Annotated in this window: 15 protein-coding genes; 2 read left to right on the forward strand and 13 right to left on the reverse strand. The window is 66.4% G+C overall.

What is annotated here, in order from left to right:
* The 4 genes from AC3WJU_RS19550 to AC3WJU_RS19565 form a co-directional block, all read right to left on the reverse strand.
* The coding region (locus AC3WJU_RS19550) for a fibronectin type III domain-containing protein (protein WP_492260627.1) at positions 1–2,297 on the reverse strand (2,297 nt) is incomplete at its 3' end.
* A gap of 230 nt (positions 2,298–2,527) precedes the next feature.
* Positions 2,528–3,910 carry an NAD(P)(+) transhydrogenase (Re/Si-specific) subunit beta gene (locus AC3WJU_RS19555; protein WP_284988491.1) on the reverse strand — a complete coding sequence of 461 codons (1,383 nt, stop codon included), beginning with the start codon at positions 3,908–3,910 and terminating at the stop codon, positions 2,528–2,530.
* Positions 3,907–4,248 carry an NAD(P) transhydrogenase subunit alpha part 2 gene (locus AC3WJU_RS19560; RefSeq protein ID WP_492260628.1) on the reverse strand — a complete coding sequence of 114 codons (342 nt, stop codon included), beginning with the start codon at positions 4,246–4,248 and terminating at the stop codon, positions 3,907–3,909. Before AC3WJU_RS19560 ends, AC3WJU_RS19555 begins: the two co-directional genes overlap by 4 nt.
* A complete protein-coding gene (locus AC3WJU_RS19565; RefSeq protein WP_284988493.1) occupies positions 4,248–5,438 on the reverse strand; it encodes a Re/Si-specific NAD(P)(+) transhydrogenase subunit alpha in 1,191 nt (396 codons plus the stop codon). The genes AC3WJU_RS19560 and AC3WJU_RS19565 overlap by 1 nt, the downstream gene beginning before the upstream one ends.
* Positions 5,439–5,666: 228 nt before the next feature.
* Here AC3WJU_RS19565 and AC3WJU_RS19570 point away from each other — a divergent pair, with 228 nt between their 5' ends.
* Together AC3WJU_RS19570 and AC3WJU_RS19575 are read left to right on the forward strand one after the other, a co-directional pair.
* Positions 5,667–6,278 (forward strand): NADPH-dependent FMN reductase, encoded by a 612-nt coding sequence (locus tag AC3WJU_RS19570; protein ID WP_284988494.1) that lies wholly within the window; start codon positions 5,667–5,669, stop codon positions 6,276–6,278.
* 146 nt (positions 6,279–6,424) lie between these two features.
* Complete coding sequence (locus AC3WJU_RS19575; RefSeq protein ID WP_492260629.1) at positions 6,425–10,096, forward strand: RCC1 domain-containing protein; 3,672 nt, start codon at positions 6,425–6,427, stop codon at positions 10,094–10,096.
* A 23-nt stretch (positions 10,097–10,119) separates the two neighbouring features.
* On the opposite strand, the gene AC3WJU_RS19580 is transcribed toward AC3WJU_RS19575, so the two are convergent.
* From AC3WJU_RS19580 to pcaH, 9 genes are all read right to left on the reverse strand, one after another.
* On the reverse strand, positions 10,120–10,941 hold the full coding sequence (locus tag AC3WJU_RS19580) for an IclR family transcriptional regulator domain-containing protein (protein ID WP_059388800.1): 822 nt from the start codon (positions 10,939–10,941) through the stop codon (positions 10,120–10,122).
* A gap of 86 nt (positions 10,942–11,027) precedes the next feature.
* Positions 11,028–11,699, reverse strand: a complete 672-nt coding sequence (locus tag AC3WJU_RS19585) for a 3-oxoacid CoA-transferase subunit B (protein WP_059388801.1) — start codon at positions 11,697–11,699, stop codon at positions 11,028–11,030.
* A gap of 1 nt (position 11,700) precedes the next feature.
* Positions 11,701–12,360, reverse strand: coding sequence for a 3-oxoacid CoA-transferase subunit A (locus AC3WJU_RS19590; protein WP_306964636.1), 660 nt, complete (start codon positions 12,358–12,360; stop codon positions 11,701–11,703).
* A gap of 5 nt (positions 12,361–12,365) precedes the next feature.
* Positions 12,366–13,589, reverse strand: a complete 1,224-nt coding sequence (locus AC3WJU_RS19595) for a thiolase family protein (RefSeq protein ID WP_492260630.1) — start codon at positions 13,587–13,589, stop codon at positions 12,366–12,368.
* A 72-nt stretch (positions 13,590–13,661) separates the two neighbouring features.
* Positions 13,662–14,117, reverse strand: coding sequence for a 4-carboxymuconolactone decarboxylase (gene pcaC, locus AC3WJU_RS19600; RefSeq protein ID WP_492260631.1), 456 nt, complete (start codon positions 14,115–14,117; stop codon positions 13,662–13,664).
* A complete protein-coding gene (locus AC3WJU_RS19605; protein ID WP_306964642.1) occupies positions 14,114–14,929 on the reverse strand; it encodes an alpha/beta fold hydrolase in 816 nt (271 codons plus the stop codon). The genes pcaC and AC3WJU_RS19605 overlap by 4 nt, the downstream gene beginning before the upstream one ends.
* On the reverse strand, positions 14,922–16,367 hold the full coding sequence (locus AC3WJU_RS19610) for a lyase family protein (protein ID WP_492260632.1): 1,446 nt from the start codon (positions 16,365–16,367) through the stop codon (positions 14,922–14,924). Before AC3WJU_RS19610 ends, AC3WJU_RS19605 begins: the two co-directional genes overlap by 8 nt.
* A complete protein-coding gene (pcaG, locus tag AC3WJU_RS19615; RefSeq protein ID WP_306964646.1) occupies positions 16,364–16,930 on the reverse strand; it encodes a protocatechuate 3,4-dioxygenase subunit alpha in 567 nt (188 codons plus the stop codon). Before pcaG ends, AC3WJU_RS19610 begins: the two co-directional genes overlap by 4 nt.
* A gap of 3 nt (positions 16,931–16,933) precedes the next feature.
* Positions 16,934–17,806, reverse strand: coding sequence for a protocatechuate 3,4-dioxygenase subunit beta (pcaH, locus tag AC3WJU_RS19620; RefSeq protein ID WP_284988596.1), 873 nt, complete (start codon positions 17,804–17,806; stop codon positions 16,934–16,936).
* Positions 17,807–17,818: the final 12 nt, after the last annotated feature.

Below are 17,818 nucleotides of genomic sequence, written 5' to 3' on the forward strand. Positions count from 1 at the left end.
TGGCCGTTGTAGGCGGAGAGGTTCGTGCTGAGCTGGGTCCAGGTGCCGGAGTTGCTGCTGAGCTTGAACAGGCTCGCCAGGGTGGTGCCGCCGGTGGTGCGGACTTGTGCTTCCATCCAGTCGTAGCGGCAGGCGGTGCCGGTGCAGGTGTCGTCGGCGGTGTGGGGCTGGTACCAGAAGGACAGGGTGGAGGTCCCGGTGGCGGGCATGGTGAGGGTCTGGGCCAGGGTGCTGTCGCCGAGCGGTTCGGTGCCGGAGGCCAGGCCCAGGAGCGCGGAGCCGGTGCCGGTGTGCGCGGTGGTGGAGGCCACGGGTGCCCTGACGCCGCCGGTGGTCCAGGACGTGAGCCCGGATTCGAACCCGCCGTTGGTGACCCCGGGAACCGGGGCCGTCGGGGTCACCGGAGCCGACGCCGCCGACGGCGCGGAGGTCCCGACGGCGTTCGTCGCCGTCACCGTGAACGTGTAGGCCGTGCCGTTGCTCAGTCCGGTGACGGTCGCCGTCGTCGCGGGCGGATTCCCGGTCACAGTCACCGGAGCCAGGGCCGTGCCACCGGTGGAAGGCGTCACCGCATAGGAGGTGATCGGGGAGCCGCCGTTGCCCGGCGCCGTCCACGACACGGCCGCCGAGGCGTTTCCCGCCGTCGCGCTCACGCCGGTGGGAGTCCCCGGAACCGTTGGGGCCGTCGGTGTCACGGGAGCCGACGCGGCCGACGGGGGTGACATCCCGACGGCGTTCGTTGCCGTGACGGTGAAGGTGTAGGCGGTGCCGTTGGTCAGCCCGGTGACGGTCGCCGTCGTTGAGGGCGGGTTACCGGTAACCGTCACCGGAGCCAAAGCCGTGCCACCGGACGAAGGCGTCACCGCATACGAAGTGATGGGGGAGCCGCCGTTGGCCGGCGCCGTCCAGGACACCACCGCCGAAGCGTTACCCGCCGTCGCGGCCACCCCCGTGGGAGCAGCCGGCGCCGTCGCCGCGGCCTGGGTGATGTCGATCATCGAATAGTCGTCCGTGGTGATCGAACCGTTGGATTGGATGTTCAGTCCGTAGCTGATTCCCGAGGCACCTGCCGGGAGCGCCGGTGTGGTCCACGTGATTTGCGTCCAATTACTGCTCGCGTTGAACAACGGGCTCGCCGTCCAATAGGTCCAGTACCCCGTTCCGGTGCGGTAGTAGACCTCGAATTGGGTGATGACATTGGATTTATACCAAGCGCTGAGCTGATAGATATGGCCCGGAGTGCCCGTGGGAGAGCAGCCGCCAAGATCCAGGGCTGGCAGGAGTTTCGCGTCACCGCTGACGTAGCCGCTCATAGTCAGTCGTTCTGCGTTATTGCCCGTGTGGCCAGGCGAGACCACTGAAAAGCTGGGGGTGTTGGTGCCGTATCCACCAGCAGCCCAGCACAGCGGAATCCCGCTGGTCAGTGTCTCGAGGCTCGGGTTCTGGATCATGTTGGTCCCCTGGGGAGGCGGGGGCGGCACCGGCGGGCCGGAGACGAGGGGCTGGACCGCGCCACCGATTACCTGGTCAACCGTCTTCACGGCGATGCTGCCCGCTGCCTGTTGTTGCGCTAGCCAGGAAGCGAATTGGTTGAACAGGCTGGGGCTGATGGTAAGGGTGGGATCGGTCCCCACGGCGATGTGGTGGAACGTCAATTGAACCCAGCCACCGCCGGCAGCCTGTGCCCTGGTCACGGAGTTTTCAAGGTTGGACAGCGTCCATGTGCTGTCCACTTCCTCCGGTGCCGCGGTGTCATAGGGGTTGGCGGGCGGAATGGTTTCGGCAGCCGGTAGCCCGGGATCGTCCTTGCTGTAAAGGTCCCCGAGCCCGCGTGCACTGTTGAACCCGCAATTCTTCACGATGGTCTGCACGGCAGGATCCAAGGAGGCGAAGGGGTAGGCGAAGCTGGTGACCTTGAAGCCCATGTTTGCCAGGGCCACTCTGCCGTTGCACACCTGGCGCGTCACTTCATCCGAGGTCAAGGTGACCAGGTCGGGGTGGGTGACCGTGTGCCCGGCAATCTCATTTCCGTCGGCGAAAAGCTGCTGCAGGTTCGCCGAGGTGAAATAGCTCGGCTGATCGACCCATCCGGAGGGGACGAAATAGGTGCCGTGGAGTCCGAGGTTCTTCAGCGTGGCTGCGGCGGTCAGTTGGTCGGCGTTGCCGTCATCGAAGGTCAGCGTGATGACGGTGTTTGCAACCGCATGAGCCGGCAAAGCAAAGCCACTGAGGAGTGCCAGGACCATTGCCGCGCACGCTCCAACGGCGGCCCAACGGACGCCGATGCGCCGCGTCACCGCCTGCTCCTGAATCGAGAGTCCAGCCACTCCGCTCACCGTCCATTCGAAGCCCGGGCAACCGTCAAGGGCGGGAGCGTTCCCACCCTAGGTCTTCGGCCGATGATAGGGCCTTGGATTCTTCCGCGTCTTGAGTGGGCTCACCCGGCTGGGCGGCAGCTTCGCCTAGCGATCCTGAGTGTGCTCACCCGATTGGGCAGCAGAAAGGCCGGCGGGCACCCCAGATTTGATTAACTAAGCTTGAGCGCCTTGACCGCACTCAACACTTTGGTGAGGGATTCCTTCGCGTCGCCGAACAGCAGTGTGGTCTGCGGTTCGTACATGAGTTCGTTCTCGATTCCCGCGAATCCCGGCCGCATTGAGCGCTTCAGGAAAACTACTTGTCGCGCGTCGGCCACTTCAAGGATGGGCATGCCGTAGATCGGCGAACCCGCGGTGGTTTTCGCGGCCGGATTGACGACGTCGTTCGCGCCGACCACCAGCGCGACGTCGGCTGTCCGGAATTCCGAGTTGATCTCGCCCATTTCCTTGAGGGACTCATAGGGCACATTGGCTTCGGCAAGCAGGACGTTCATGTGCCCGGGCATGCGGCCGGCCACCGGATGGATGGCGAAATCCACGTCGATGCCCCGCGCCTCCAACGCAAGGGCCAGCTCGGCCGCCGTGTGCTGCCCTTGTGCTACCGCGAGCCCGTAGCCGGGAACAATAATGACCCGTTGCGCATAGCCAAGGAGCACGGCCACATCTTCGGGGCTGGAGGAGCGGACGGGGCGGTCGCTCACCGCCGTCGACCCCGCCGTCGAGCCTCCTTTGAACGCGCCAAAAAGGATGCCGGCAACACTGCGGCCCATGGCCGCGGCCATGGCCCTGGTAAGGATGGTGCCAGAGGCACCCACCAACGTGCCGGCCACCACCAAAAGCACATTGCCAAGCACCAGGCCCGAGGCTGCCACGGCCAGGCCGGTGAAGGCATTCAGCAGCGAGATGACGATCGGCACGTCCGCGCCGCCTACAGGGAGCACCAGCAACACGCCCGCCGCCAGACCGAGCACCAAAAGCAGGAACGCGAGCGCGATGGAACCGCTAAAAACGACGGCGACGGCGGCACCCACCGCCGCTAGCAGCACCGCCCCCATGAGGGTCGGCAGACCGGGGAACACCACCGGGCGGGTGGTCATGAGCTCCTGGAGTTTGGAGAACGTGATGGCGGAACCCGCGAAGGACACCGCCCCCACCAGCAGCGTGAAGACGATCGCCACGCGCACCCAGTGGTCCTCCGTGTGCGCAAGTTCCAAGAGTGCAACGAGCGCTGCGGCGCCACCGCCCACGCCATTGAAAAGCGCGACGAGCTGCGGCATCTGGGTCATCTTGACCTGGCGCGCGACCGGCGCGGCAACGCCCGAACCGATCACCATGGCGCCCAGGATCCAGGGAACGTTGTCCATCTTGACCGAGAGGAAGACCGTGGCGACGGCGAGCGCCGCACCGAATGCGCCCACCAGGTTGCCTCGCCGGGCGGTTCGTGGCGAATTGAGTCCCTTGAGCGCGAGGATGAAACAGACTGCGGCCGCGAGGTAGAGGAGCGAAGTCCACACCGGATCGATGAGGGTCATCGCGTGCGCCCCTTGGACGCAGCGTCTATGGACTCCGGCTTCCCGCCGGGCGGCGCAACGCGTTTACGGCCGCGGAACATCTCCAGCATGCGGTCGGTCACCACGAATCCGCCTACCAGGTTGGCGGTGGCGAGGACGACGGCGAGCAAGGCCACCGCGAGGACCCATGGGTCCGAGGCCTGCCCTGCGACGATGATCGCGCCCACCAGGATGATTCCGTGGATGGCGTTCGCGCCGGACATCAAGGGAGTGTGCAGTGTGCTTGAGACCTTGGAGACCACTTCGAAGCCCACGAAGACGGCCAGGACAGTGATGGTGAGCAGGGCGATGCCGTCCATCAGGAAACCCCCTCATTGGCAGAGCTCACGGATTCCGCCGTCTCGGCGGAGAGCGCAGCAAGCGCCTCGGCCGTCGGACCGTGCCGCACCTCGCCGTCGTGCGTCAGGCACGCACCCGCCACCACCTCATCGCCGAAGTCGGGGACGACGGCTCCATCACACGTCATGAGGGCCAGCAGGTTCGCGACGTTCTTCGCGTAGAGGCGCGACGCGTCAGCGGGCATGGCGGAGGCGGCATCCTTCATCCCCACCAGGGTGACCGTGCCTTGGCCGTCCGCCGTCGGGATTTGAAGATCCAGCCCCGGTACCGAGCCCTCCACGTTGCCGCCGGACTCTGCGGCGAGGTCGACGACCACCGAGCCCGGGCGCATGTGCTGGACCATTTCGCGGCTCACGAGGAGAGGGGCCCGCCGTCCGGGGACCGCCGCCGTCGTGATGAGCACATCCGCCTGGGCCACGTGCGGGGCGAGCAGCTCACGCTGGAGGGCACCGCGGTCGGCGCTGAGTTCGCGCGCGTAGCCGCCGGACGATTCGGCCGTCTCCACGTCGAGTTTGATGAAGGTGCCGCCCATGGATGCGACCTCGTCCGCCGAGGCGGGCCGGATGTCGTTGGCGGAGACGCGTGCGCCCAGCCTTTTCGCGGTGCCGATGGCCTGCAAGCCTGCCACGCCCGCTCCCAGCACCAGCACACGGGCCGGGGGAATGGTTCCGGCGGCCGTCATGTAGAGCGGAAAGAAGCGCGGGAGCCGCATGGCCGCCTCGAGCACGCAGCGGTACCCGGCCACCAGGGCCTGGGAGGTGAGCGCATCCATGGATTGTGCCCGGGAAATGCGCGGCACCAGCTCAAGCGCGAAGGATGTCACGCCCGCTTCGGCGAGCGCGCGGACGGTGGGAAGTTCCGACGACGGCGAGGCCAGGCCAACGGTGACGGCGCCCCGTCGCAGCGCGGCCGCCGTCGTTGGTTCGAGTGGGCGGACGTGAGCGTAGACGTCCAGTCGGGCCAGATCCAAGTCGGGGACGATGAGCGCGCCTGCTTGGCGGTAGTCCTCGTCGCTGTGGCCCGCAGCGCCTCCGGCTCCGCTTTCGACGACGACGTCCAGTCCCAGTCCGGCCAACTGCGTGACCGTCTCCGGCGTCGCAGCCACACGACGTTCACCATCGAGCCGTTCCCGCGCTATGCCAAGTTTCACCCGCGCTCCCTTTCCGAAACCCCAACGTCCTTCTGAACAGCATTGTCCCGAGCCGTTGTTGGCTTGAGTCTAGGACGCGGAAGGCCCGGGCGGGAGTAGGTGTGGCGGCGGCGTCCGGCCATTCCCATCTTCGGGCTGCTCTAATAAGCTCGCTGTGGGCTGGGAGACTCCAGTTACCGCACCGTCGATGAGCCGGTTCCGGCCGCGCCGTCGGGAAGGAACACAGTCATGGCAACGTACAAGATCGGATACTTCGTCGGCAGCCTTTCAAGCCGCTCCATCAACCGGGTCCTGTCCAAGGCGCTCATCAGCGTAGCGCCGGAAGAGCTCGAATTCACCGAGATTCCCATCAAGGACCTGCCCTTGTACAGCCCGGACTACGACGCCGACTACCCGCCTGCCGGCCGGGCCCTCAAGGACGCGATCGCGGCGTCGGACGGCATCCTGTTCGTTTCCCCCGAGTACAACCGCTCCGTCCCCGGCGCCTTGAAGAACGCCATCGACTGGGGATCGCGGCCGTGGGGAACCAACTCCTTCGCGCGCAAGCCAACAGGAATCATCGGCACATCACCCGGAAGCATCGGGACGGCCGTGATGCAGGCATCCATGCGTAGCGTCCTGAGCTTCCTCGACGCACCTCAGCTGAATGCTCCCGAGGCCTACATCAAGTTCAATCCGGCGGCCTACAACGAGGACGGATCGGTCAGGGACGAAGGCACGGCATCCATCCTGCGCCACTACATGGAGGAGTACAGCGCGTTCGTCGAGCGCGTCCTGGCCGCCAACGCTCCCGGGCACATCGGCGACGAACACCCGGACGGCGCCAAGCTGACGCGGTGATGCGGTGGGCGCAGCTTCGCCCGCGCCGCGAGCCCACGCGCTACAACGCGCCGTGGCAACCACGCCGGGATCTACCCATGTGGTAATTTTCGCGAGGATCAATACCGGCTTGCCCGTCATCGGGAGCCCAGTCCTTCGGAGATTTCATGGGGTCTTTGCGTGCGTGGCTGAGGCGTGGCGCCACCGGCGTTGCTGGCGCAATGGGCGTCCTGCTGATCTTGTCCGGCCTTGCGGCGCCCGGCGCCTGGGCTGCCGGCACGGGCGGTTCCACGAGCGCGCCGGTCGCCGTCGTGGGAACTTCGGCGAGGCCGACGGCGGCCGGAGCCTTCATTCCGATCTCACCCGCCAGGCTCCTGGACACCCGTACCAGCACGCCTGTGGGCCCCGACGGGACCGTGTCCTTCCAGGTGGGCGGCATGAACGGAATTCCCGCTGCGGCCGCGGCGGTGGTCTTCAATCTCACCGTCACCGGCCCGCAATCGTTCGGATTCGTCACGGCCTACGCTTCCGGTGCCGCACGGCCGAACTCCTCCAACGTGAACTTCGCTGCCGGCCAGACCGTACCGAACTCCGTGACAGTACCGGTCGGCGTCGACGGCAAAGTCACCCTTTTCAACCGCTCCTCCGGCAGCACCCAGCTGATTGCCGACGTGTCCGGGTACTACCTCCCCGGAACGCCGACCGTACCCGGCGCCTTCGTCCCGATAGCCCCTGCCAGGCTGCTGGACACCCGCGGGAGCACGCCTGCGAGCCCTGACGGAACGGTGTCTTTCCAAGTGGGAGGCGTGGGCGGGATTCCGGCTTCGGTCTCGGCGGTGAGTTTCAACCTCACCGTGGCGAATCCGACGTCGTTCGGGTTCATCACGGCCTACGCCTCCGGAACCACGCGGCCGAACTCTTCAAACATCAACTTCGCCACAGACCAAACGGTTCCGAACTCCGTAACGGTTCCAGTCGGCGTCGACGGCAAAGTCACTCTCTTCAACCGTTCCTCCGGCAGCACCCAGCTGATCGCCGACGTCGCCGGCTATTTCCTCTCAGGGACCCCGAGCGCTCCGGGCGCTTTCGTTCCCGTGAATCCCGCACGACTCCTGGATACACGGAACAGCGCGCCGGCAGGTCCGGACGGGACGGTGTCCTTCCGCGTGGGCGGCGCGGGCGGGATTCCCGCCAACGTCGCGGCCGCGGTTTTCAACCTGACCGTCACCGGCCCGCAATCGTTCGGGTTCATCACCGCTTACGCTTCGGGGAGCATCCGGCCGAATGCGTCCAATGTGAATTTCGCGAGCGGCCAGACTGTTCCGAGCTCCGTCACCGTCCCCGTGGGGGCCGACGGCAAGATCACCCTCTTCAACCGTTCCGACGGCGCCACGCAGCTGATCGCCGACGTCGCGGGCTACTACCTTCCCGGAGCGTCAAGCGGTTCAGCTGTCACCTGGGGTAACAACCAATCCAGCCAGCTGGGCAACGGGACCACCCCTTACCTCGCCAGCCCTGCCGCCGTTACCGGCCTCTCCGGAGTCAAGTCGATCGCCGGCGATGGTTCCACCAGTTACGCGCTGCTGGCCGACGGGACCGTACGCGCCTGGGGCAGCAACCAGTCCGGGCAGCTCGGCAACGGAACCACCAACGACAGCAGCACTCCCGTGCAAGTCCAGGGCCTCAGCGGAGTCACATCGATCACGATCAACGGTCGCACAGCGTACGCACTCCTCGGCGACGGGACCGTACGCGCTTGGGGCGAGAGTTCCACCGGACAACTCGGCAGCGGGATCACCTTCAGCAGCACCCCCATCCAGATCCAAGGCCTCACTGGCGTCACCGCGATCACGGCCACTTATTACGGCGCATATGCCCTGCTCAATGACGGAACCGTCCGTGCTTGGGGTTCCAACTTCGTGGGTCAACTCGGCAACGGCACCACAGGAATCGGAAGCAGCGCGCCGGCCCAGGTCATCGGCCTGACGGGGGTCGCCGCCGTCACCGCTAGCGACTTCAGCGCCTACGCACTGTTGTCCGACGGGACCGTCCGGGCATGGGGCGACAATTCGAGCGGGCAGCTTGGCAGCGGAACCTCCGCCAACAGCAGCAACAGACCGGTTCAGGTCCAAGGCCTCAGCGGCGTCACCTCCATCGTGGCCAGCAACTACAACGCGTACGCGCTACTGGCCGACCGGACCGTGCGTTCCTGGGGCGCGAACGGGAGCGGCCAGCTCGGAAACGGGACGACGTCGGAGAGCTACACCCCGGTCCGCGTCCAGGGGATCAGCAACGTCATGTCCATGGCAGCCGGCAAAGGCAGCGTATACGCCGTACTTGGCGACGGGACAGCACGGGCATGGGGCCTCAACCAGTCCGGGCAGCTCGGCACCGGGACCACCACCAACAGCACCACTGCCATCCAGGTAAGCGGCCTCACCACGGCTTTGTCCATCACTGCTGGCAAGGGGGACACCAACAACCCGGTGGCGTATGCCGTGCTGCGTGACGGGACGGTCCGTGCCTGGGGCGTCAACCCGACCGGACAACTCGGCAACGGCTCTACCGCTAACAGCAACGTTCCCACCCAAGTCACGGGTCTCACCGGTCTAGCGGGAACAGCATCGATCTCGGCGGCACGAGGGACCGCATTCGCCGTGCTTGCAGATGGAACCATCCGCGCATGGGGTGACAATTACAACCACCAACTCGGCGTTACCGGCACAACTTCGTTCAGCAACGTGCCGCTTGGCGTCACGGGACTGTCCGGGGTCGCCATGGGAGCCCAAGGTCCCAGCACCAAGTACGCCGCGCTGGTCAACGGAACGGTGTGGGCCTGGGGCGGGAACAGCTTCGGCCAGCTCGGGAACGGCACCACGAGCGATAGCAGCGTGCCCGTCCAAGTCAGCGGACTCTCCGGAGTCGTATCCATCACCGCCAGCGGAGGCACGGCCTACGCCCTGCTGGGCGATGGAACGGTGTGGGCGTGGGGCGACAATTCCTCCGGCCAGCTCGGCAATGCAACCACCAGCAACAGCAGCGTCCCCGTCCAGGTCCAGGGGGTCACCAGGGCCGGCTCAATCACAGCCAGCGGGGGCTCCGCCTACGCGGTTCTGACTGACGGGACGGTGCGCGCCTGGGGCAGCAACCAATCCGGGCAACTGGGCAACGGCACCAACGCCGACAGCAACACCCCGGTCCAAGTCACCGGCCTCACGGGCGTCTCCTCCATCACGGCCAGTTACGGCACGGCGTATGCAGTCCTGGCTGACGGGACGGTCCGGGCCTGGGGCTACAACGGCTACGGCCAGCTGGGCAACGGCACCAACGCGAACGCCAACACCCCGGTCCAAGTCTCCGGTTTGGCAGGAGCCGTGTCCCTCGCAGCCAACGGCGGCACGGCTTACGCGGTGTTGGGGAACGGGACAGTCCGGGCTTGGGGGGCCGGCACGTATGGCGAGCTAGGCAATGGCACCGCCAGCAGCAGCGTGCCGGTCCAAGTTCCGGGTCTCACCGAGGTCGCGAGCGTCGCCGCAAGCGAAGTCTCGGCGTACGCGGTCCTCAAGGATGGAACCGTCCGCGCATGGGGCGCCAACTGGTATGGCCAGCTGGGGAACGGCACCACCACTGACAGCCCCGCCCCGGTGCAGGTCCAGGGCCTCATCGGGGTGAGCTCGCTGGCATGCACCATGTACGACGCATTCGCTGTGCTCAGTGATGGAACGGTCCGCGCTTGGGGTGACAACGCGCAGGGTCAACTTGGCAACGGCGCCGCGAGCAGCAGCAACACACCCGTCCAGGTCCAAGGCCTCACGGGCGTGACGAGCTTGTGGCTCTAGACATTCGGCCCCGAGCGCCTCTGCTAGTGCTTGGCGGCAATATCCGCCGAAATCAGCCCGGCAGTTCGTACGATTTCGTCGCGAACCGACTCGATATAGGCCCGCGGATCACGCTGCGCGGCGACGTTTTGGGCCTGGAGCGAGACGTTGACGGCGGCCACCACCTTGCCGGCAGCGTTGCGAACGGGCGCTGCCACGGACATAAGTCCGAGCTCCAGCTCTTGGTCCAAAACGCACCAATCCTGCCTGCGCACGCGATCCAGCTCGGCCACCAGCTCTTCGCGGGACGTGATGGTCCGCGGCGTCAGGGCTTTGAACTCCACCGAGGACAGGTACTCGTCCAGTTTCTGCGGCGTCAGGCCAGCCAGAAGCACCCTACCCATGGACGTGGCGTAGGCGGGAAAGCGGGTGCCCACCGAGATCCCGACCGTCATGATCCGGCGAGTGGTCACGCGGGCCACGTAGAAGATGTCCGCGCCATCCAGTACCGCGGCCGACGTCGACTCCCCCAGTTTGAGGGAAAGTTCTTCAAGGTGCGGCTGTGCGAGCTGGGGCAGGGACAACGCCGACAGGTACGAATAGCCAAGCTGCAACACCATCGCCGTGAGGGCGAAGGTCTTGCCATCCGTGCGGACATAGCCCAGCTCAACCAGGGTATGCAGGAACCGTCGCGCCGTGGCACGCGTCAGGTTAGTGCGTGCCGCCACCTCACTGAGCGTCATGACGGGGTTGGCCGCGTCGAAAGCGCGGATCACGGACAATCCGCGTGCCAGCGATTGCACGTACTGGTCGCTGGCCTGGGGAGCACCCGCCTGCGGGGCTCCGGCTACTGCTGCGTCGGTCATGGTTACCAATCTTATTAGCGCGAACTGGCAGCACTTGCCCCGTGGATTGCTTCCAGAGGGCATCTGCTGCCAGCTCGCGCTGCCCTTTAGACGCCGACGACGGCGCCCGCCGCCTTCAGCGGGACCGGCACCAGGGCTTGGAGTTCTTCGAAGGTGCAGCCAAACGTCTCACGCACGGTCACGCCGTCGGGCCCTATCAGGAAGACTGCTTTGTCCGTGTACACGCGCGTCACGCAGCCCACGCCGGTGAGCGGGTAGCTGCAGTGCTCCACGAGTTTGGACACGCCCTCGCGGGTCAGGAGCGTCATCATGACGAACACGTCCTTCGCGCCGGTGGCCAGGTCCATCGCCCCGCCGACGGCCGGGATGGCGTCCGGTGCTCCAGTGTGCCAGTTGGCGAGGTCCCCCGTGGCGGATACCTGGAACGCGCCGAGCACGCAGATATCCAGATGCCCGCCGCGCATGATCGCGAAGGAATCGGCGTGGTGGAAATACGAGGCGCCGGGGAGCTCGGTGACGGGGATCTTGCCGGCGTTGATGAGGTCGCCATCGATCTCCTCGCCCTTGGCCTCAGGGCCCATCCCGAGCATCCCGTTCTCCGTATGGAGGGTGATGTTCTGCTCTTCGGTGAGGTAATTGGAGACGAGCGTGGGCTGGCCGATGCCGAGGTTCACGAACGAGCCGGGAGCGATGTCCCGCGCCACGAGCCGCGCGAGATCGTCGCGTCCCAAGGGTGTTGTTGACGTTTGGATGCTCATGTCAGGCCACCTTCACGATGCTGTTGACGTAGATTCCCGGGGTCACCACGTTCTCCGGGTCCAGGGCGCCGGTCGGGACGATCTCCGACACCTGGACGATGGTGTGTTTGGCCGCGGCGGCCATGATGGGGCCGAAATTCCGGGCGGTCTTGCGGTAGACGAGATTGCCCTTGCCGTCGGCCTTGAGGGCCTTGATGAGTGCGACGTCGGCGTGGATGGGCGTCTCGAACACTTGCCATTTGCCGTCGAGGAAGCGCGTGTGCTTGCCTTCCGCGAGCATGGTGCCGTAACCGGTGGGGGTGAAGAACCCGCCAATACCCGCGCCGGCGGCCCGGATGCGCTCGGCGAGGTTCCCTTGCGGGACGAGTTCCAGTTCGATTTCGCCGGCCTTGTACTTGGCGTCGAAGTGCCAGGAATCCGACTGGCGCGGGAAGGAGCAGATCATCTTCCGGACCCGACCTTCCTTGATCAGCAGTGCAAGGCCTTGGTCGCCTTGGCCGGCGTTGTTGTTCACCACGGTGAGGTCGGTGGCGCCGGAATCGAGCAGCGCGTCGATGAGTTCGAACGGCTGGCCCGCATTGCCGAAGCCCCCGATCATGACGGTGGAGCCGTCCTTGATGCCGGCGATGGCCTCGCCGACGGTGTCAATGAATTTCAGCATTTCCTCTAGGCTCCTTTTCCGGCTACGCCGGAGGTGACGTTCTCCAGCACCACGGCCAGTCCTTGCCCGACCCCGATGCAGATGGCCGCGACACCCCATCGCTCACCAGAAGCCTGCAGGCTGCGGGCCAAGGTGCCGAGGATCCGGGTGCCGGAGGCGCCCAGCGGGTGGCCCATCGCAATCGCTCCGCCGTGCCGGTTCACGATGGACGGATCGATACCCCACGCATCGATGCAGGCCAGGGACTGCGCGGCAAAAGCTTCGTTAAGTTCGACGGCGCCCACCTGCTCCCAGCCGATTCCCGCCTTCGCGAGTGCCTTGTTGGCGGCCTCAACCGGGGCGTAGCCGAAGAACTGCGGATCGTTTCCGTGTGCTCCGCGGCCGGCGATGCGGGCCAGCGGCTCCAGCCCGAGCAGCCCGGCGGCGCTTTCGCTGCCGATCCACGCCGCGGACGCGCCGTCGGACAGCGGAGAAGCGTTGCCCGCCGTGACCGTTCCACCCTCCGGACCGCCGGCCTCGGGACGGAACACGGTCTTGAGCCCGGCCAGCTTCTCCGCCGTCGAACCCGCCCTAATGCCTTCGTCACGGACCAGCTCCGTGCCCGGAACCGGGGTCACCAGCTGGTCGTAGAAGCCCTCGTCCCACGCCGCGGCCGCGAGGTTGTGCGAGGCCGCGGCGAACTCGTCCTGGCGTTCCCGGGTGACTCCGTACTTCTCACGCAGTCGCTCGGTCGCCTCGCCCAGGGAAATGGTCCAATCCTTCGGCATCGCCGGGTTCACCAGGCGCCAACCCAGCGTGGTCGAAGCCAGGGTCATGTCCCCGGCAGGGTACGGCTTGGACGTCTTGGGCAGCACCCAGGGTGCACGCGACATGGACTCGGCCCCGCCCACGAGCATCAGCTCGGCGTCGCCGGCGTTGATCTGGCGGGAGGCGATGATCGCGGCATCCAAGGATGACCCGCACAAGCGGTTGACCGTAGTGCCCGGGATCGACGTCGGGAGCCCGGCCAGCAAGGTGGCCATGCGGGCGATGTTGCGGTTCTCCTCGCCGGCGCCGTTGGCGTTCCCGAACACCACCTCGTCGATCCGCTCAACATCCAAAGCAGGGGCCCGCTTGACGGCTTCGCGCACCACGTGGGCAGCTAGGTCGTCCGGGCGCACCCCGGCAAGGCCGGAGCCGAATTTTCCAAAAGGTGTGCGCACGGCGTCGTACACATACGCCTGGTTCATGGGGTCTCCTCTAAGTTTCTGTGATCCCAACCAACTCGCAGTTAATGTCGTTATGAGGGTTCAAAACGACATCTAATGCGAGTTAGTTGGGTGGGTGGGGGCTTCGGGGGTCGCGTCGAGCTCCGCGAAAACGCCTTGAGCGGTCTTGAATGCGGTGTTGGCGGAGGGGACTCCGCAGTAGATGGCGGTCTGCAGCAGGATTTCCTTGATCTCGTCCCTACTCAGCCCATTCGTGATGGCCGCGCGGATGTGCATGGCCAGTTCTTCCCAGTGCCCGTGCGCCACCATCGCGGTGATGGTGACGGCGGAGCGCATCTGCCGCGTCAGGCCGGGCCGGGTCCAGATGCCTCCCCAGGCGATGCGGGTGATCATGTCCTGGAAGTCTTCGGTGAATTCGTCCTTCTTGGCGTTGGCGCGGTCCACGTGCGCATCGCCGAGCACTTCGCGGCGGACCACCATGCCAGCGTCGTAGATTTCCTGCGAGCTAGCGTCGCGCTGAACGGCGCCTTGCGAAGAATCAGTGCTCATTTTCCGGCCTCCGTCATGAATGTCCGCATGAGGTCCGCGACGACGGCAGGCGCCTCGGCGGGCGCAAGGTGCCCGACGCCGTCGAGCGCAATAGCGATAGCGGTGCCGCCACCTGTGTTGAATCTGGTGTTGATGCCCGCGGCAATTTCTTCAGCGAACGACGGCGGCGCAACGGTGTCCTCGACGCCCGCCAGTGCCTGCGTGGGGACAGTGATGCTGCCGAGTTCCGCGCGGACGTCGAATCCGGCGAGGGCTTCACAGCAGAAGGCGTAGCTGAAGCGGTCGGCGTCCCGCAGGGCATGCAGGAGTCGGCTGCTGACCACGGGCTGGCGATCCATGAAGCCGGGAGCGAACCAACGCTGCGCGGAACCCTGGATCATCACCGCGGTTCCTTGCGCACGAACGGTTTCGGCGCGTTCCAGCCATCCTTCGGGAGTGCCTAGCTTCGCTCCGCTGCACTGCACGGACAGGGACTTGAGCCGTTCTCCGTGCTTGATGCCGAGCTGCAGTCCGGTGGCACCGCCCAGGGAATCGCCGGCGTAGTGGAACACGGCACCGGGCGCGATCGAGTCCACCAAGTCAATCACCGCGTCCGCGAGTTCGGCGACGCTGAACGTTTCGGAGGCCGCGGGCGAGACGCCGTGGCCGGGCAGGTCCCAGCCGATGACGTCGAACTCGTTGCCGAGCAGGGCTGCCGTCTCGGTCCAGAGCACGGTGGACGTTCCGAGCGAGGGCCCCACCACCAGGAGCGGCTTCTCCCCCAGCGTGCGCTGCGGGGACAGCAGCACCGCCTTGACGATGGGCTTAGCCACGATCGGTTCCCTTCAGGTTGGTGTGTGTGAATTCCGGGTACGCGGCGAAGATGCGACGGCTGATCTCGGCAGCCTCACCGACGTAGTTCGCAGGGTCTAGAAGGGCCTGCAGTTCCTCATCGGACAGCTTGCTGGCCGGGACGGCTTCGCGGAGGAGCTTGGTGTAGATCCGGGCTTGCTCGGCTGCGGGTGCTTGCAGGGTCTGGTCGACGACGGACTGCAGCTTGGCCTTCGCCTCGCCCCTGTCCGCGCCGAGGAGCGGAGCTACGGAGGATGCGACGGCTTCGCTGAGGAGTAACGGCCCGGAGATTTCCAGGTTGCGGCGCATTGCCTCTGGGAAGACGCGGAGGCCTTCGGCGAGCTCGCGCAGCTGGGTGGCTGCGCCGAGTGTGAGCCGAAGCAAGCCACGCAGGGCAGGCCATTCGCTGTGCCAGGCGCCGTCCGGGCGTTCGTCGTTGAAGTTCGCGGCTGCAAGGTGCAGCTGCGCAGCCAGCCCGGGCGCCTGGAGCGCCGCGCTGCGGATCAGCACGGACAACACGGGGTTCTGCTTTTGCGGCATGGCCGAGGAGACTCCGCGGCCAGCGGCAAGGGGCTCACCGAGCTCGGCAACCTCGGGTCGGCTGAGGAACAGCAGGTCCGAGGCGATCTTGCCGAAGGAGTCCGTGAGGGAAGCCAAGGCGTCGCCGAGTCCAGTGACCGCCAGCCGGTTGGTGTGCCACGGTGCGGGAACGGGAGCGAGGTCCAGCCTTCCGGCCAAGGCATCCGCCAGCGCAAAGGGGCTCGACGACGAGCCTTCCGTGAGTACGGTGCCGGCGGCCAGGGTGCCGCCGGCGCCGCCGAACTGCACGGGCAACTCCAGCGCTTCGAGGCGACGGGCCGCGGCTGCCACTCCGTGGAACCACTGCGCCGCCTTGAGCCCGAAGGTGAACGGAAGCGCGTGCTGCGTCAGGCTCCTGCCCACGCACAGCGTGTCCGCATGCTGCTCCGCAAGGGCGGCGAGCGCCGTCGTCGTACCTTTTACCTCGGCGAGAAGCGCTGAAAGGACGCGGTGCGCGAGCAGCATCAGGGCCGAATCCAGGACGTCTTGGCTGGTCAGGGAGGTGTGTACCGCGGCAAACGCGCCGATCGGCCCGCCGGGACGCCCAGCCTCGAGCTGCCTGACCCTCCCCCGGAGATCGGCCAGCAGCGGAATGACCGGATTGGCGCCACCTTGTGCGCGTTCGGCGATGGAAGCGGCGTCGTAGGCCCAGGATTCCGTGGCCTCGGTGACGACGGCGGCAGAACCGGCCGGCGCGAAGCCCGCCTCTTCGAGCACGGATGCCCAGGCGGCTTCGACGTCGAGGATGGCCGCGATCACCGCACGGTCACCTGTCAGCGCCACGACGGCGGGCGACGCCGAAACCGGGCTGAGCAGCCCGAAATCGCCGTCGCCACTCACTGGGAGGCGCCTTCGAAGTCGAGAAAAACAGTCTCGTTCCGGCCCTGCAGGCGCAGATCCCACGTGAGTCCGCCATCCGCGTCGCGACGCGCGATCAGGGTCTTGCGGCGCTCGGGATCGAGGGAGTTGAGCAGCGGGTCGGCAGCGAGCGCTTCCTCGTTTTCCGGCAAGTAGATGCGGGTGAACAGGCGGTTCATGAGGCCACGCGCAAAAACGGCGACGGAAATGAACGGAGCCGCGCCCGCTTCGGTGGGGCCGGGGTTGACCGTGGTGAACGTGAACACACCGGAGTTGCCCACCGCGGCGCGGCCCCAACCGGTGAAGGTGTAGCCGTCGCGGACCAGGGAGCCGGTGCGCTGGACTACGTTGCCTTCGGAGTCCGGCTGCCAGATCTCCAGGATGGCGTCCGGGATAGCTTCTCCGGCGCCGTCATACACGGTGCCTTGCAGGCGGATGCTTCCGGCGCTGCCCGGGGCGAGGAGCTCGTTGTCCTTATTAAAGGGGAGCGCGTAGCCGTAGAACGGGCCAACGGTCTGGCCTGGTGTGGGTGTCAGCTTGCTCATGTTCTACTCCTCGTCCCCGGCGTCGCCAAAGGCTTCGTTTTCGGTCCAGGTCCGCTTCGAACCGCTCAGGACGATGTCCCAGTTGTAGCCGAGGGCCCATTCGGGGCTCGTCAGCTCGTGGTCGTACTTGGCGACGAGGCGGTCGCGGGCGTCCTGGTCCACGATCGATTGGTAGATGGGGTCCAGCGGGAACAACTGGTCGCCCGGGAAGTACATCTGGGTGACGATGCGCTGCGTGAAATCCGTGCCGAAGAGGGAGAAGTGGATGTGCGCCGGGCGCCAGGCGTTGAGGTGGTTCTTCCATGGGTAGGCGCCGGGCTTGATGGTGGTGAATCGGTAGGTGCCGTCCGGTCCGGTGATGCAGCGTCCGACGCCGGTGAAGTTCGGGTCGAGGGGGGCGGGGTGCTGGTCACGCTTGTGGATGTAACGGCCGGCAGCGTTGGCCTGCCAGATCTCTACGAGTTGGCCGGCAACCGGGCGGCCGTCGCCGTCGAGCACTTTGCCCTGAACGATGATCCGCTCGCCCTGGGGTTCACCGTTGTGCTGGATGGTGAGGTCCGACTCCAACGCATGCACGTCCTGGTGCCCGAACGCCGGCGAGTACAGCTCGATAGTCTCAGGGTCCGCGTGGTGCAGGCTCTTGGTGGGGTGGCGCAGGATGCTGCTGCGGTACGGCGCAAAGTCCAGGCGGGGCTGGGTCTCCGGCGCGGCACCGTTCTTGAGCGCCTGGGCGTACGCTTCGCCGATCGCTTTGATCTCGGCGCTGAGATCCGCTTGGGTTTCGGCTGCGGCGTCCAACGGCGCGTGCCCGGCATGCGGTTCGGCCGCAGGTACGAGCTCGTCGTCTTGGTAGTGCCCGGCATTTGCGTCTAGCAGCACGGCCGGCTC

Source organism: Arthrobacter sp. FW306-1B-F12A (assembly GCF_058781865.1).